Raw genomic sequence first — 14660 nt, 5'->3', positions numbered from 1 at the left:
GGCCGACCCCGCCGCGACGCCCGACGCCCGCAAGCCGCCCCGCGAAGGAACACCCCATGACGAGCCCCGCCACGGCCGCCCCCCTCGGGCACGACGACGTCCTCGACGCGATCGTCAAGGCACCGCAGGCGATCGCCACCGTCGACGCCAAGCCGTCGCTGCTCGGCCTCTCCCGCGCCCGGCTCGCCGACGCTCTTCTCGCCATCGGCGTCGAGGAGCGGCAGGTCCGCATGCGGGTCAACCAGCTCTGGCATTGGATGTATCTGCGCGGGGTCGACTCCTTCGACCGCATGACCAACGTTTCCAAAGAGCTGCGCGCCCAGTTGGCGGAGGCCTATGTGGTCGGCCGCCCGGAGCTGGTCACCGAGCAGATCTCGGTCGACGGCACCCGCAAGTGGTTGTTCCGCTTCCCGTCGCGCGGCGCCGGCAAGCCGGTCGAGGTCGAGACCGTCTACATCCCCGAGGAAGGGCGCGGCACGCTCTGCGTGTCCTCCCAGGTCGGCTGCTCGCTCACCTGCTCCTTCTGCCACACCGGCACCCAGGTGATGGTGCGCAATCTGACGGCGGAAGAGATCGTCTCCCAGGTGGTCGTCGCCCGCGAGCGCCTCGGCGACTTCCCCGCGAGCGACAAGGCCGACGGCATCCTCCCCTCCGAGGGCCGCCTCGTCACCAACGTGGTGATGATGGGCATGGGCGAGCCCTTGATGAACTACGAGGCGGTGCGCGACGCCATGCAGATCTTCGCCGACGGCGACGGCCTGTCGCTGTCGCGTCGCCGCATCACGCTGTCGACCTCCGGCGTCGTGCCGATGATCCCGCGGATCGGCGCCGAGACCGGCGTCATGCTGGCGATCTCGCTGCACGCGGTGCGCGACGACCTGCGCGACGTGCTGGTGCCGATCAACAAGAAGTACAAGATCGCCGAGCTGCTCGAGGCCTGCCGGAACTATCCCGGCCTCTCCAACGCCCGCCGCATCACCTTCGAATACGTGATGCTGAAGGGGGTCAACGACAGCGCCGCCGACGCCCGCGAACTGGTCCGCCTGCTGCGCGGCATCCCCGCCAAGATCAACCTGATCCCGTTCAACGCCTGGCCCGGCTCGCAGTATCAGTGCCCCGACTGGGACACGATCGAGGCCTTCGCCGAGATCGTCAATCGCGCCGGCTACGCGAGCCCGATCCGCACCCCGCGCGGCCGCGACATCCTCGCCGCCTGCGGTCAGCTGAAGTCGGCCTCCGAACGGCTCAAGATCTCCGAGCGTCTGGCGCTCGAGGCGATGATCGGAACCCTGCCCGCCGACGACGAGGACTGACCGTCCCGCCGACGGGAGCCGTCGTCCCCTCTGGACGATGCGACCTGTGCGACCGCACAATGGTGCCGACGATTCGCCCCTCGCGCCGGCGGGTCGTCCCCCGTCTTTCGCGCCTCGCGGTCTGCCCATGTCGGAGCCCGGCTCCTCTTTCGACGATCGTCCCCTCGCCGCGAGGCGGGTCGCCTCCGGCCGCATCGGCCGGATCCTCATCGCCTATGTCCTCGCGGTGGCCGCCGTCGCCGCCGTGCGCACCCTCGGTCTGGTGATCGAGGAGAGCTGGACGCGCGGCTTCGACCGGCTGATCGCGGTGAACGGCTGGGCGAGCCTCGTCGTGGTGCCGGCGATGACCGCGCTGATCGTCTTCGTCGCCGCCGCTCCGCTGGTCACCGCCTTCCTGGTCGGGGCCGAGGCGCGCGCCCTGCGCGCGCTGTGGGTCTACGCCCTCGCCGGACTGACGATCACCCTCCTCACCCGCGCCCTGGTCGCGCTGCCCTTCGGGCTGCCGCTACCCTCGTTCGGCCTGTTCGCGCTCGAGGCCGCCGCCGGGGTGATCGGCGCCTGGGTCTACTGGATCGTCGCCATCCGCTCGGCGCCGCCGCCGCCGCCCTCAGACCCCTGGGCCGAGATCTGATGGCGTCCGGTCGAAGCACCGACCGAACCTGCCGGCGTGATACCGATCCGCGTCCCCGGAGGCTCGCCCCGTGATCACTCTCTCGCATCTCCTGTGGCGGACGATCCTCGCCGGCCTCGGCTTCGCGGCGGCGATCGTCACCACCCTGGTGGTCGGCACCCTCGGCCTCGCCGCGATCGCCTCCGCCCATCGCGAGGTCGTCGCGGCCGATCCCGGAACCATGGTTCCCGTGCTCGGCATGATGATGCGCGGCGGCCTGTTGCTGCCGGTCTTCTCCACCATCGTCTGGCCGGCGTGGCTGGTGGCCGTCGTCCTCGGCGAGGTGACCGGCGCCCGCTCGCTGCTCCTCCATCTCGCCGTCGCCACCGCGATCGCGGTCGTCGGCGTGATGGGCGGCGCGCCGGTCCTCGGCCCCGCCCGACTTCAGCTGATCGCGGCGATCGGTCTTTCCGCCGGTTTCGCCCATTGGCTGGTGGCCGGGCGCTCGGCCGGGATCCGGCGTCCGCTTCCCGAGAGGGGAGCCCCGCGTCCGCCGCATGACGGAGCTCGCGAAGACGCGATATCGGAAAGAGATCCCGTGCCCTGATCGGGCCGAAGACGGAGGCGGACGTGGCCGAACAATACGACGTGGTGATCGCCGGCGGCGCGATCATGGGTTCCTCGACAGCCTATTTTCTGAAGAAGGAACTGGGGTTCGCCGGCTCGGTCCTGGTGGTCGAGAAGGACCCGACCTACGCCCGCTCCGCCACCATGCTGTCGGCCGCCTCGATCCGCCAACAATTCTCCACGCCCGAGAACATCCGCCTGTCGCGCTTCGGCATCGAGGTGATCCGCGATCTGAAGGGCCGGTTCGGTCCCGACGCCGACATCGGCTTTCACGAGAGGGGCTATCTCACCCTGGCCAGCAGCGCCGGTGAGGCGATCCTGCGCGCCAATCACCTCGTCCAGAGCGCCGAGGGCTCCGACATCGAGCTGATCGACCCCGCCGAGATCGCCCGGCGCTGGCCCTACATGTCGACCGAGGGCGTCGCGCTCGCCGCCTACGGCCGCTCCGGCGAGGGATGGTTCGACGCCTGGATGTGGCTCGACATGATCCGCAAGGCGGCCAAGGCGGCCGGCGCGCACTATGCCCACGCCGCCGTGACCGGCATCGCCACCGCCGGCGACCGCGTCACCTCGGTCACTCTCTCCGACGGCCGCGAGATCGCCTGCGGCACCTTCGTGAACGCCGCCGGCCCCTCCGCCGGCGACGTCGCGGCCCTGGCCGGCATCGCCCTTCCCGTCGAACCGCGCAAGCGCTGCGTCTTCGTCGTCCATTGCCGCGAGGAGATCGAGGGCCTGCCGATGCTGATCGACGGCACCTCGGTCGCCTCCGGCGTCTACATCCGCCCCGAGGGCCAGTATTTCATCTGCGGCGTCTCCCCCGACGAGGCGACCGACGCCCGCGCCGGCGAGGACGACTTCGAGGTCGACTATCCCCTCTTCGACGATCTGATCTGGCCGGCGCTGGCGACCCGCATCCCCGCCTTCGAGGCGCTGAAACTGGTGCGCGCCTGGGCCGGTCACTACGACTTCCACACCTTCGACCACAACGCGGTGATCGGCCGCCATCCCGAGATCTCGAACTTCGTCTTCTGCAACGGCTTCTCCGGCCACGGCATCCAGCAGGGCCCCGGCGCCGGCCGCGCGGTCGCCGAATTGATCGTCCACGGCGGATATCGCTCGATCGATCTCTCCGTCTTCGGCTACGATCGCCTCGTCTCCGGGCGTCCGGTCGTGGAGGCCAACATCATCTGACGGCGACGGGCGAGGCGATGAGCGAAAAGTGGAAGACGGCGACGGTGCTGGTGGTGTCGTCGCAGGTCGGACGCGGCGCCATCGGCGCGCGCGCCGCGGCCTTCGCCCTGGAGCGCCTCGGCCACGCCGTCTGGCTGGTGCCGACGGTGTGGATGCCCTGGCATCCCGGCCACGGCCCCTCCACCCGCCTCGCCCCCGATCCGATCGCCTTCGCCGAGGCCCTCGCCGAGATCGCCGAGAGCCCCAACGCCGGCGAGATCGGCTGGGTCCTGACCGGCTATTTCGCCGACGCCACCCAAGTCGAGGCGACCGCCAGGCTCGTCGAACGCCTGCGCCTCGGCAATCCCGGCCTGCGCCTCGTCGTCGATCCGGTGCTCGGCGACGGCGACGGTCACGGGCGCGGCGGCCTCTACGTCGCCGAGACACTCGCCCGCGCCGTCCGCGATCGCCTGATCCCGCTCGCCGACGTCGCCACCCCGAACCGTTTCGAGCTCGGCTGGCTCACCGCCCGCGCGCCCGAGGACACCACCGCCGCGATCACCGCCGCCCGCGCGCTCGCCCCGCCGATCACCGTCGTCACCTCGGCGCCGGCGATGATGACCCGCTCGGTCGGCACCCTCCTGGTGACCGCCGACGCCGCGACCCAGTTCGAACACCCCCTGATCGAGGCGGCGCCCCACGGCACCGGCGATCTCTTCGCCGGCCTCCTCACCGCCCGCCTCGCCGACGGTCACCCGGCCGAGGCCGCCACCGCTCGCGCCGTGGCGAGCGTCTTCGAGATGATCGCCCGTTCCGCCCGCGCCGGCGCCGACGAACTGGTGCTCGCCGAGGAACAGGACACGCTGGTCCACCCGATGGCCCAGGTCTCGACCCGCCGCATCGGCGAGGCCCGCGCCCGCCGTCCGGTCGCCCGCCCGACCAGCCTCGAGTGAGATCGGCACCCATGAGTTCGGCATCCATGAGTGATCCCGCCCTCCGCCTCGCCGGGATCGACGGCTGCCCCGCCGGCTGGATCGCCTGCCTCGTCGCTCCCGACGGTCCGCTCGACCCGGAGATCCGCATCGTCGCCCGGCTCGATGACCTCCTCGACCGGCCCGACGCCCCCGCCGTCGCGGCGATCGACATGCCGATCGGCCTGCCCGACCGCATCGGCGCGGGCGGACGCGGGCCGGAACGGCTGGTGAGGAAGCAGGTGACGAAGCGGCGTTCCTCGGTTTTCTCGATACCCTCCCGCACATCTGTCTATGCCGCCGAAGGCCTAGACCACGACGAGGGCTTTGCGCGGGCGCGTTCCGTAGCGCTCGCCACCTCCGATCCGCCGAAGAGCGTCTCGAAACAGGCCCATTTCCTCTTCCCCAAGATCCGCGAACTCGATCGTCTCCTCACGCCCGAACGCGCCGAGCGGATCGTCGAGAGCCATCCCGAACTCGCCTTCGCGATGCTGAACGGCGGCGACGCCATGACCCTGCCGAAGAAGGTGAAGAGTCGGCCGAACCCGCCCGGCCTCGACGAGCGCCGGGCGCTGCTCGTGGCTCTCGGTTTCGATGCCGCCCTGCTCGAGCGCCCACCGCGCGGCGCGGCGATCGACGACCTGCTCGACGCCTGCGTCCTCGCGCTCGTCGCCCGCCGGGTCCATGCCGGGCAGGCCGTCTCCTTCCCCGATCCGCCGATGCGCGACGGTCGCGGCCTGCCCATCGCCATCCGCGCCTGAGCGCCGTCCGCCGACCGACATCGCCCTGCAACACGAAGCGGATCGGATGGGGCCTCGCCACCGAGGAGCCCACCCGTGACCACCTCCACCGATCCGACCGACATCGACCGATTCGCCCGCTCGCAGAACGCCGCCCCGCCGGCCCGCCTCGGCATCCGTTACGACCGGGACGGCCGCTTCCTGCCGGAGGCCGGCAACACCGTCGTCTGTCACGTCCGGCCGGGGTCGATCGAGGAGGCCGCGCTGAGCGCCGCCCGCGCCCGCCTCACCGTCATGCCCGAGGCCGATCACTTCGCCTTCACGCCCGTCGAGAGCCTCCACGTCACCCTGTTCCAGGGCATCCTCGACACCCGCCGCCGCGCCCCCTTCTGGCCCGGCGACCGCCCGACCGACACTCCGGTCGAGGCGATGACCGCGCATTTCGCGGGCCGGCTCGAGGGCTTCGCCCCGCGCGCGCCCTTCGTCTTCCGCCCCGTCGGCCTGACCCCGAACGGCGTGGTGCTGGAGGGCGCGGAGGAGGCCGACCGGCGCGCTCTCGCCGACTGGCGCGACGCCCTCGCCGATCTCTTCGGCTGTCGCCACCCCGACCACGAGACCTACGTCTTCCACGTCACCTTCGCCTATCCGATCGCCTGGCTCCCCGACGACCGCCTCGCCGCTTGGCGCAACGTGCTCGCCGACGCCCTCGCCGATCTTCTCGCCGCCGCGCCGATCCTGCGCTTCGCCCCGCCCGCCTTCTGCCGCTTCGCCGACATGTGCGCCTTCGAGGAGGTGAAGCGCCTCGCTTGAGGCCCCCCGCGACGTCCCCCCACGAGCGCGCCGCCACGAAATTCCGAATCGTTTCGCACCGCGGCGCGATCTATTCGACCTTCGCGGGATTGTCGGCGCCCGCGCCGTCCGGCATCAGGAAGGCCGAGACACGCGAGCGCCGGGGGCCGGACCATGACCAAGACCAACACGGGCAATTTCTTCGAGGATTTCCGCATCGGTCAGGTGATCCGTCACGCCACCCCGCGCACCGTGACGACCGGCGACGTCGCCCTCTACACCGCCCTCTACGGCCCCCGTTTCGCGGTGCAGTCGTCGGACGCCTTCGCCCGCGCCATCGGCTACCCGCGCGCCCCCGTCGACGACCTCCTGGTGTTCCACGTCGTCTTCGGCAAGACCGTCCCGGACGTCTCGCTCAACGCCGTCGCCAATCTCGGCTACGCCGGCTGTCGCTTCCTCGCGCCCGTCTATCCCGGCGACACGCTCTCGACCGTCTCCGAGGTGATCGGCCTCAAGGAGAATTCCAACGGCAAGACCGGCGTCGTCTACGTCCGCTCCACCGGCTACAACCAGCATGGCGCGGAAGTCCTCGACTATGTGCGCTGGGTGATGGTGCGCAAGGCCGACGAGAGCGCCGTCGTCGCCGACCAGAGGATCCCGGAACTCCCGGCCGCGCTGACGCCCGAGCAGATCGGCTCGGCCGTGCCGGTCCTGGACCCCGAGGCCTATGACGGCGTGCTGGCCGGCTCGTCCCATCGCTTCGGCGACTATCGCGCCGGCGAGCGCATCGACCACGTCGACGGCATGACCGTGGAGGAGGCCGAGCACATGCTCGCCACCCGCCTCTACCAGAACACCGCCAAGGTCCATTTCAACCAGTTCACCGAGGGCCAAGGCCGCTTCGGGCGCCGGCTGATCTACGGCGGCCACGTCATTTCGCTCGCCCGCGCGCTCTCCTTCAACGGCCTCGGCAACGCCTTCCACGTCGCCGCCATCAACGGCGGCCGCCACGTCGCGCCGCTCTTCGCCGGCCTCACCGTCTTCGCCTGGTCGGAGGTGTTGGAGACCGCCGACCTGCCCGGCCGCGACGACGTCGGCGCGCTGCGCCTGCGCCTCGTCGCCACCAAGGACCGGCCCTGCGCCGACCTGCCCTACAAGCTCGAGACCGGCGACTACGACCCCTCGGTGATTCTCGACCTCGATTATTGGGCGGTCCTCCCGCGCTGAGATCGGCGGTCTGGCCCATGCCTCGATCCGGGCGGCGGCGCCGCCCCGTCGCAGCCATGCGATCAGCAGAGACACCATCTGGTATTTCTCGCGTCCCGGGTGTAGGTCCGCACCAGACGCATGACTGCGCAATAATCCCTTTGGACGTTTTGACGCACCGCCCACAAAAGGGTTAGAAGGCTTCCAGCCGTGCGTCCGAACCGTCGACCCACACCCCGGCTCCTCGCCGTGGCGCGACGGGTTCGCCCGCCCTTCAACCCCGAAGGATCGAAGACAGGCCGATGTCGACACAGAGCAAAGCAGGCAATGGGGTCGAGCGCCCCCTTTCGCCGCATCTCTTCATCTACGCGCCCTCCTGGACGATGGTCATGTCCGTCGTCCATCGCGGAACCGGCGCGGCGCTCTATTTCGGCACGCTGCTGCTCGCGGCCTGGTTGATCGCCGCAGCTTCCGGCCCCGTCGCCTACGACTGGGCCATGTGGGCCTTCGGCTCCTGGATCGGACGTCTGGTCCTGTTCGGCTACACCTGGGCGCTGGTCTGCCACCTCATCGGCGGCATCCGCTTCCTGATCTGGGACATGATCATCGGGTTCGGCGAGGAGCGTCGTCTCCTGGCGCTCGGCACCTGGGTTCTGTCCGGCGTCTTCACGATCCTGATCTGGGTCGTCGGCTACATGGTCAAGTGAGGTGATGAACATGCGCACGCCTCTTTCCCAGGTTCGTGGTCGCGGCACCGCCAAGTTCGGCACCGAGGACTACTGGATGCAGCGCATCACCGCCGTGGCGATGGTGCCGCTGACGGTGATCTTCATCCTGGCGGTCGTCTGCGTCGTCGGCGCGCCCTACGAGCGCGCCCACGCCGTTCTCTCCTCGCCGCTGGTGGCCATCCCCTTCGCGGCGATGGTGATCGCCGGCGTCCTGCACATGCGCATCGGCATGCAGGTCATCATCGAGGACTACACGCCCTCCGACGCCTGGAAGATCCTGTTCGTTCTCATGAACAACTTCTTCTCGGCGCTCGTCGCCATCGCGACCCTGTGGGCGGTCGCCAAGCTCTCGTTCGGGATGTGAGGACCATGGCCGAAAACAACGTCAAGGCTCCCGGCACGTCCGGCACCGCCTATCCCTTCATCGATCACACCTTCGACGTGGTGGTGGTCGGCGCCGGTGGCGCCGGTCTGCGCGCCGTGGTCGGCGCCTCCGAGGCCGGTCTCAAGACCGCCTGCGTGACCAAGGTGTTCCCGACCCGCTCCCACACCGTCGCGGCTCAGGGCGGCGTCGCCGCCTCCCTCGCCAACATGGGCGAGGACAGCTGGCGCTTCCACATGTACGACACCGTCAAGGGGTCGGACTGGCTGGGCGACCAGGACGCCATCGAATATCTCGTGCGCAACGCGCCCGACGCCGTCTACGAGCTCGAGCATTGGGGCGTTCCCTTCTCGCGCACCGAGGAAGGCAAGATCTATCAGCGTCCCTTCGGCGGCATGACCACCCACTACGGCAAGGGCATCGCCCAGCGCACCTGCGCCGCCGCGGACCGGACCGGCCACGCCATCCTGCACACGCTCTACGGTCAGTCGCTGCGTCACTCGGCGGAGTTCTTCATCGAGTATTTCGCCATCGACCTGATCATGGATGCCGACGGCGCCTGCCGCGGCGTCGTGGCGCTCTGCCTCGAGGACGGCACGCTGCACCGCTTCCGGGCCCAGAAGACCATTCTGGCGACCGGCGGCTACGGCCGCGCCTACTTCTCCTGCACCTCGGCCCATACCTGCACCGGCGACGGTGGCGGCATGGTGCTGCGCGCCGGCCTGCCGATGCAGGACATGGAGTTCGTGCAGTTCCACCCGACCGGCATCTACGGCGCCGGCGTCCTCATCACCGAGGGCGCGCGCGGCGAGGGCGGCTACCTCACCAATTCCGCCGGCGAGCGCTTCATGGAGCGTTACGCCCCCTCGGCCAAGGACCTCGCCTCGCGCGACGTCGTCTCGCGCTCCATCACCATGGAGATCCGCGAGGGCCGTGGCGTCGGCAAGAACAAGGATCACATCCACCTGCACCTCAGCCATCTGGATCCCGCGATCCTGGCCGAGCGTCTGCCCGGCATCACCGAGTCGGCGAAGATCTTCGCCGGCGTCGACCTGACCAAGGAACCGATCCCGATCCTGCCGACCGTGCACTACAACATGGGTGGCATCCCGACCAACTTCCACGGCGAAGTCCTCACCAAGAAGAACGGCGACCCCGATTCCGTGGTCCCCGGCCTGATGGCGATCGGCGAAGCCGCCTGCGTGTCGGTCCACGGCGCCAACCGTCTCGGCTCCAACTCGCTGACCGACCTCGTGGTGTTCGGCCGCGCCGCCGGCCTGCGCTGCGTCGAGACCGTGGTGGCGAACGGGCGTCAGCCCGAGCTTCCGGCGGACGCCGGCGAGCTCGCGGTGTCGCGTCTCGACAAGTACCGCTACGCCTCGGGCTCGACCCCGACCGCCGTCCTTCGCGACAAGATGCAGCGCACCATGCAGAACAACTGCGCGGTGTTCCGCACCGGCGAGGTTCTGGCAGAGGGCGTCGGCCTGATCCAGAAGGTCTGGGAAGGCCTGCCGGACGTGAAGGTCACCGACCGCTCGCTGGTCTGGAACTCCGATCTCGTCGAGACCCTCGAGTTCGAGAACCTGATCGAGCAGGCCGTGGTCACCATGAACTCGGCCGCCGCCCGTCAGGAGAGCCGCGGAGCGCATGCCCGCGAGGACTTCCCGAACCGCGACGACGTCAATTGGATGAAGCACACGTTGGCCTGGGCCGACGGCGCCACCAAGTCGGTGACGCTCGACGACCGTCCCGTGCACACCTACACCATGACGCAGGACATCGCCTACATCGAGCCCAAGGCTCGCGTGTACTGATCCCTCGCGGACGCATCGACCCGTCGGCCGCCGGCCGACGGACCTCGACGGTCGGACAGATGAAAAGGGCGGGCCGAAATGGTTGAGCTCACGTTGCCTAAGAACTCCACGGTGAAGATCGGCAAGACCTGGCCCAAGCCGGCCGGCGGGACCAAGCTCACCGAATTCAAGGTCTACAGATGGAATCCCGACGACGGCAAGAACCCGCAGATCGACACCTATTTCGTCGATCGCGACGATTGCGGTCCGATGGTTCTGGACGGTCTCATCTACATCAAGAACAAGATCGATCCGTCGCTGACCTTCCGTCGCTCGTGCCGTGAAGGCATCTGCGGCTCCTGCGCGATGAACATCGGCGGGCTCAACACCCTCGCCTGCACCAAGGGCATGGACGAGGTGAAGGGCGCGGTGAAGATCTATCCCCTCCCTCACATGCCGGTGGTGAAGGATCTGATCCCCGATCTCACCAACTTCTACGCTCAGCATCGCTCGATCGAGCCCTGGCTGAAGACGGTGAGCCCGACCCCGCAGACCGAGTGGCGCCAGAGCCACGAGGACCGCACCAAGCTCGACGGTCTCTACGAGTGCATCCTCTGCGCCTCGTGCTCGACCTCGTGCCCGAGCTACTGGTGGAACGGCGACCGTTATCTCGGCCCGGCGGTTCTGCTCCAGGCCTATCGCTGGCTGATCGACAGCCGCGACGAAGCGACCGGCGAACGTCTCGACAATCTCGAGGATCCCTTCCGCCTCTATCGCTGCCACACCATCATGAACTGCGCGAACACCTGCCCCAAGGGTCTGAACCCGGCCAAGGCGATCGCGGAGATCAAGAAGATGATGATCGAGCGCCGCCTCTGACGGCTCGGTCGACCCGGACGATGAAGAGGCCCCGGCGGGATCCCGCCGGGGCCTCTTCATGTCTGCCTTGGTTCGTCGGCGCCGGGTGGGCGCGACCGAGCGGACGGGCTCAGTGCGCCCGGCCGAAGAGCTTGGCCGGCATCGCCTTCTTCTGCATGTCGACCACCGCGCTCGCCCAGCCGTAGCCGTCGCGAACCGCCTCGCGTAGCCACGACGCCGGCGACGGCGTCTGTGGCACGACGATGCCGACGACGTCGCCACCCTCGTATTCGAGCTCGGCGCCGTGCCGACGCGCCAGCCGCTGCATCTGGCCGTTCGAGGCGAGGCAGTTCATGTAGAGCTTCTCGATGCGCCGGTTGCGGGCGGCGAGAAGGACGCGCTCCATCAGCTTCGAGCCGAAGCCACGGCCCTGCCAATCGGTCTCCACCGAGAAGGCGGCCTCCGCGTCCGAGCGCGAACGGCCGAGGCTGCGCAGCTCGCCGACGCCGACGAGATCGCCGCCGATGAAGATGCCGTGGATGAGCGTGTCGAGCGCGAAGCTCGTTTCGGCATAGCGGCGGACGAAGTCGTCACCGGCCGCCATGCCGAAGCGGTTGCGTCGGGTCTGCGGGTCGAGCCGCATCAGGTGATCCCGGAAGGCGGCGGTGTCGGCCACCCACAGCTTCCGGATCGAGCCGCTGCGCGAGAGCTCGTTCATGGGGTCTACTCCTGTGTTCGCCGCGATGATGCATCGCAGCAATTCGTGAAATATTATGTTGCGTCGCAATACGGCTGAAAAGAGGCCGCTCGGGAGAACTGCCGATATGCGACGTTCTGCCGCATCCTTTGGTCTGATGACGTATTGGTGAGCCATCACGGCGCCGCGACCCGGCCGGAGAAGAGTCGCATCGCCGGCCTACACGCGGTAGAACAGGCCGACCGACCCTCTGGAGACTACGAGAATGATTCGCGCTGAGCGCTTGGCCGTCGTCGTGATGATCGCCGCCGCGGCCGGTGGTTGTTCCCGCCTCGGACTGAGCGACCGGCCGAGGTTCTCCTCTTCCTCCGCCCCCGCGACCTACGAGCCGCTCACCCCGGCCCCGACCGCGCCGGTGACCCAGGGCACTCTCCAGCCGCTCACCCCTCCGCCCCCCGGTGCCGTGCCCGCCGACCCGAACACCGCCGTCGCCGCCCTGCCGGCGACGCCCGGGCCGAGCGCTCCGGCCGCCGTCGACGCCGCCAAGGCCCCGACCATCGGCCGCGCCGAGCTGCTCGGCGGCTGGCGTCTCGCCTCCGGTTCCGACAACTGCCAGCTCTTCATGAACCTGACCAGCTGGGCCGGCGGCTACCGCGCCATCTCCAAGGGCTGCACCTCGCCCGAACTTCAGAAGATCTCGGCCTGGGATCTCCAGGGCAAGCAGGTCACGCTGAAGGGCTCCGACGGCTCCACCGTCGCCACCCTCGTCGGTGCCGGCGGCGAGCGCTTCTCCGGCCGCACCGCCGGCTCGCAGGCGATCACCCTCTCCCGCTGAGGTGCCCGATGGCGACCGTCCGTCTACTCACCGACGCCGAACTCTCACCCGAGGCGCGCGCCGTCTTCGACGAAATCCGCGCCGCCCGCAAGACCGACCACGTCAACGACTTCTGGCGGGCGCTCGCCCATGATCCGGTGTCGCTGCGCCGGACCTGGGAGAGCATCCGCCAGGTGATGGCCCCCGGCGCCCTCGATCCGCTGGTCAAGGAGATGCTCTACGTCGCCGTCTCCATCGCCAACGGCTGCGACTACTGCATCCACACCCACACCGCCTCCGCCCGCGCCAAGGGCATGACCGAGGCCCAGTTCCTGGAGCTGGTCGCGGTCGTCGGCATGGCGAGCGAGACCAACCGCATGGTCGGCGCCTTCGGCGTCGAGGTCGACGAGATCTACCGGCAGCCCTGAACACGTCCGGCCGCCGTCGGGACGCTGCGTCAGGGGCCGCGCACGTCTCGTTTCGGGACTTCGTTGCCCCGCCCGATCGCCTGTGGCACGATGACGGTCATGTTCCGGACCCGAGACGCCGCCGTCGTCCTGGGCGCGCTCGTCGCCGCGCCCCTCTTTCCCGCCCCAGCCGCCGCGCAGGAGCAGGAATCGACCTGCCGAGCGCCCGGCCGGCGCGCCGCGCTCGGCGAAACCCTGTGCCTGACGACCCCGAAGGGGTTCCACATCGCCCGCTGCGAGATGGATCTCAACGTCACGTCCTGGACGATCCTCGACGCGCCCTGCCCGACCGCCGTCCTGCCGGACGACGGGCGCACCGCGCCGACCGCCCCCGGCGAGGGTGCGCCGCGCGCCGAGGTTCGCTGACCCGGCCGGCGCGAGAACGCGCGAGGCCGGCCCTCACCAGTCCGAGAGAACCGTGTCCTCGGTATAGGCGACGCCGACCACTTCCTTGACCACGGCCTGACCGCAGATCATCCGCCCCTGGACCGGATCGAAGGCGAGCGTCGGGCCGCCGGCGAGCTGCCAGCCCTTGTTGAGCGCGGCCGAGACGCGCTTGCAGAAGGCGGAATCGTCGGGGCCGGTCAGATAACGATAGAGCTTCATGAGATCCTCACGCCGCCGCCGCGATCGCGTCGGCGATCGCCACCACCCGCTCGGCCATCTCCGCGTGGAGACGCTCGACCATCTTGCCGTCGAGGGTGATCACGCCCTTGGCGGCGTTCTCCGGCAGCGCGAAGGCGGCGATGATCCGGCGCGCCTGCTCGATCTCCGCCGCCGAGGGCGAGAAGATCGCATTGGCGACGGCGAGCTGGTTGGGATGGATCAGCGTCTTGCCGTCCATGCCGAGATCGCGGCCCTGTTCGCATTCGACCAGGAAGCCCTCGGCGTCGGAGAGATTGTTGTAGACCCCGTCGATCACGTCGAGGCCGTAGGCACGCGCCGCCGCGAGCGCGGTCGTCAGCCACGGAAGCATGGTGGTGCGGCCGGGCACGAAGCGGGCGCGGGTCTCCTTGGCGAGGTCGTTGGTGCCGAGCACGAGGACCGCGAGCCTGCGCCCCTCCTCGACACTCGCCGCCGCCGCGATCGCGGCCGCGTTGAGCACCGCCAGCGGCGTCTCGAACATCGCCCAAATCTTCACGCTCTCCGGTGCGCCGCAGCGATCGAGCACGGCGACCGCCTCGAACACGTCCTCGGGCTTCGAGACCTTGGGGATCAGGATCGCGTCGGGCGCGACCATCGCCGCCGCCTCGAGATCGGCCATGCCCCACGGGCCGGAGAGCCCGTTGACCCGGATCACCACCTCGCGCGAGCCGAACCCGCCGGCCGCCGCGACCGCCATCACCTGATCGCGCGCGGTCGCCTTGGCGTCGGGAGCGACCGAATCCTCGAGATCGAGGATCACCGCGTCGGTGGCGAGCGTCTTGGCCTTCTCCAGCGCGCGAGCGTTGGAACCCGGCATGTAGAGCACGCTGCGGCGCGGACGGATGGTCAT

Annotated in this window: 18 protein-coding genes; 15 read left to right on the top strand and 3 right to left on the bottom strand. The window is 69.5% G+C overall.

Annotation, left to right across the window (positions count from 1 at the left end; translation table 11 throughout):
- Positions 1 to 56: 56 nt before the first annotated feature.
- The 12 genes from rlmN to J3S89_RS19640 all read left to right on the top strand — a co-directional run bounded on the left by rlmN (position 57) and on the right by J3S89_RS19640 (position 11208).
- Positions 57 to 1313 (top strand): dual-specificity RNA methyltransferase RlmN, encoded by a 1257-nt coding sequence (gene rlmN / locus J3S89_RS19695; RefSeq protein WP_217930137.1) that lies wholly within the window; start codon positions 57 to 59, stop codon positions 1311 to 1313.
- Between the two features lie 127 nt (positions 1314 to 1440).
- A complete protein-coding gene (locus J3S89_RS19690) occupies positions 1441 to 1944 on the top strand; it encodes a hypothetical protein (RefSeq protein ID WP_217930037.1) in 504 nt (167 codons plus the stop codon).
- A gap of 70 nt (positions 1945 to 2014) precedes the next feature.
- Entirely contained in the window at positions 2015 to 2530 is a 516-nt protein-coding gene (locus J3S89_RS19685) for a hypothetical protein (RefSeq protein WP_217930029.1), read from the top strand.
- Between the two features lie 23 nt (positions 2531 to 2553).
- Positions 2554 to 3741, top strand: coding sequence for an NAD(P)/FAD-dependent oxidoreductase (locus tag J3S89_RS19680; protein WP_217930028.1), 1188 nt, complete (start codon positions 2554 to 2556; stop codon positions 3739 to 3741).
- Positions 3742 to 3758: 17 nt separating this feature from the next.
- Positions 3759 to 4673: a PfkB family carbohydrate kinase gene (locus J3S89_RS19675; RefSeq protein ID WP_217930026.1), complete on the top strand. Its 915-nt coding sequence runs from the start codon at positions 3759 to 3761 to the stop codon at positions 4671 to 4673.
- Positions 4674 to 4699: 26 nt separating this feature from the next.
- Complete coding sequence (locus tag J3S89_RS19670) at positions 4700 to 5452, top strand: DUF429 domain-containing protein (protein WP_217930024.1); 753 nt, start codon at positions 4700 to 4702, stop codon at positions 5450 to 5452.
- Positions 5453 to 5527: 75 nt separating this feature from the next.
- Complete coding sequence (locus tag J3S89_RS19665) at positions 5528 to 6241, top strand: DUF1868 domain-containing protein (protein WP_217930022.1); 714 nt, start codon at positions 5528 to 5530, stop codon at positions 6239 to 6241.
- Positions 6242 to 6394: 153 nt separating this feature from the next.
- The gene (locus tag J3S89_RS19660; protein ID WP_217930019.1) at positions 6395 to 7447 is read left to right on the top strand and encodes a MaoC family dehydratase; all 1053 of its coding nucleotides are present in this window, start codon (positions 6395 to 6397) and stop codon (positions 7445 to 7447) included.
- 281 nt (positions 7448 to 7728) lie between these two features.
- On the top strand, positions 7729 to 8133 hold the full coding sequence (gene sdhC, locus J3S89_RS19655) for a succinate dehydrogenase, cytochrome b556 subunit (RefSeq protein ID WP_217930016.1): 405 nt from the start codon (positions 7729 to 7731) through the stop codon (positions 8131 to 8133).
- Between the two features lie 4 nt (positions 8134 to 8137).
- Positions 8138 to 8518: a succinate dehydrogenase, hydrophobic membrane anchor protein gene (gene sdhD, locus J3S89_RS19650; RefSeq protein ID WP_217930011.1), complete on the top strand. Its 381-nt coding sequence runs from the start codon at positions 8138 to 8140 to the stop codon at positions 8516 to 8518.
- A gap of 5 nt (positions 8519 to 8523) precedes the next feature.
- Entirely contained in the window at positions 8524 to 10350 is a 1827-nt protein-coding gene (gene sdhA / locus J3S89_RS19645; protein WP_217930009.1) for a succinate dehydrogenase flavoprotein subunit, read from the top strand.
- Between the two features lie 78 nt (positions 10351 to 10428).
- Complete coding sequence (locus J3S89_RS19640; protein ID WP_217930007.1) at positions 10429 to 11208, top strand: succinate dehydrogenase iron-sulfur subunit; 780 nt, start codon at positions 10429 to 10431, stop codon at positions 11206 to 11208.
- Positions 11209 to 11317: 109 nt separating this feature from the next.
- Here the strand turns inward: J3S89_RS19640 and J3S89_RS19635 are convergent, their stop codons facing one another.
- Positions 11318 to 11905 (bottom strand): GNAT family N-acetyltransferase, encoded by a 588-nt coding sequence (locus J3S89_RS19635; RefSeq protein WP_217929999.1) that lies wholly within the window; start codon positions 11903 to 11905, stop codon positions 11318 to 11320.
- A 244-nt stretch (positions 11906 to 12149) separates the two neighbouring features.
- Here J3S89_RS19635 and J3S89_RS19630 point away from each other — a divergent pair, with 244 nt between their 5' ends.
- The 3 genes from J3S89_RS19630 (at position 12150) to J3S89_RS19620 (ending at position 13531) form a co-directional block, all read left to right on the top strand.
- Positions 12150 to 12719: an AprI/Inh family metalloprotease inhibitor gene (locus tag J3S89_RS19630; protein WP_217929997.1), complete on the top strand. Its 570-nt coding sequence runs from the start codon at positions 12150 to 12152 to the stop codon at positions 12717 to 12719.
- Positions 12720 to 12727: 8 nt separating this feature from the next.
- Positions 12728 to 13126 (top strand): carboxymuconolactone decarboxylase family protein, encoded by a 399-nt coding sequence (locus tag J3S89_RS19625; protein WP_217929989.1) that lies wholly within the window; start codon positions 12728 to 12730, stop codon positions 13124 to 13126.
- Between the two features lie 99 nt (positions 13127 to 13225).
- A complete protein-coding gene (locus J3S89_RS19620) occupies positions 13226 to 13531 on the top strand; it encodes a hypothetical protein (protein WP_217929979.1) in 306 nt (101 codons plus the stop codon).
- Positions 13532 to 13564: 33 nt separating this feature from the next.
- Here the strand turns inward: J3S89_RS19620 and J3S89_RS19615 are convergent, their stop codons facing one another.
- Positions 13565 to 13771 carry a DUF1737 domain-containing protein gene (locus J3S89_RS19615; RefSeq protein WP_217929977.1) on the bottom strand — a complete coding sequence of 69 codons (207 nt, stop codon included), beginning with the start codon at positions 13769 to 13771 and terminating at the stop codon, positions 13565 to 13567.
- A gap of 7 nt (positions 13772 to 13778) precedes the next feature.
- Positions 13779 to 14660, bottom strand: coding sequence for an HpcH/HpaI aldolase/citrate lyase family protein (locus J3S89_RS19610; protein ID WP_217929974.1), 882 nt, complete (start codon positions 14658 to 14660; stop codon positions 13779 to 13781).

The sequence above is a fragment of the Pinisolibacter aquiterrae genome (genome assembly GCF_019160155.1).
Taxonomy (GTDB): domain Bacteria; phylum Pseudomonadota; class Alphaproteobacteria; order Rhizobiales; family Ancalomicrobiaceae; genus Pinisolibacter; species Pinisolibacter aquiterrae.
The sequence above is the reverse complement of the archived record's forward strand: the minus strand, read 5'-3'. Positions and strand labels throughout refer to the sequence as shown.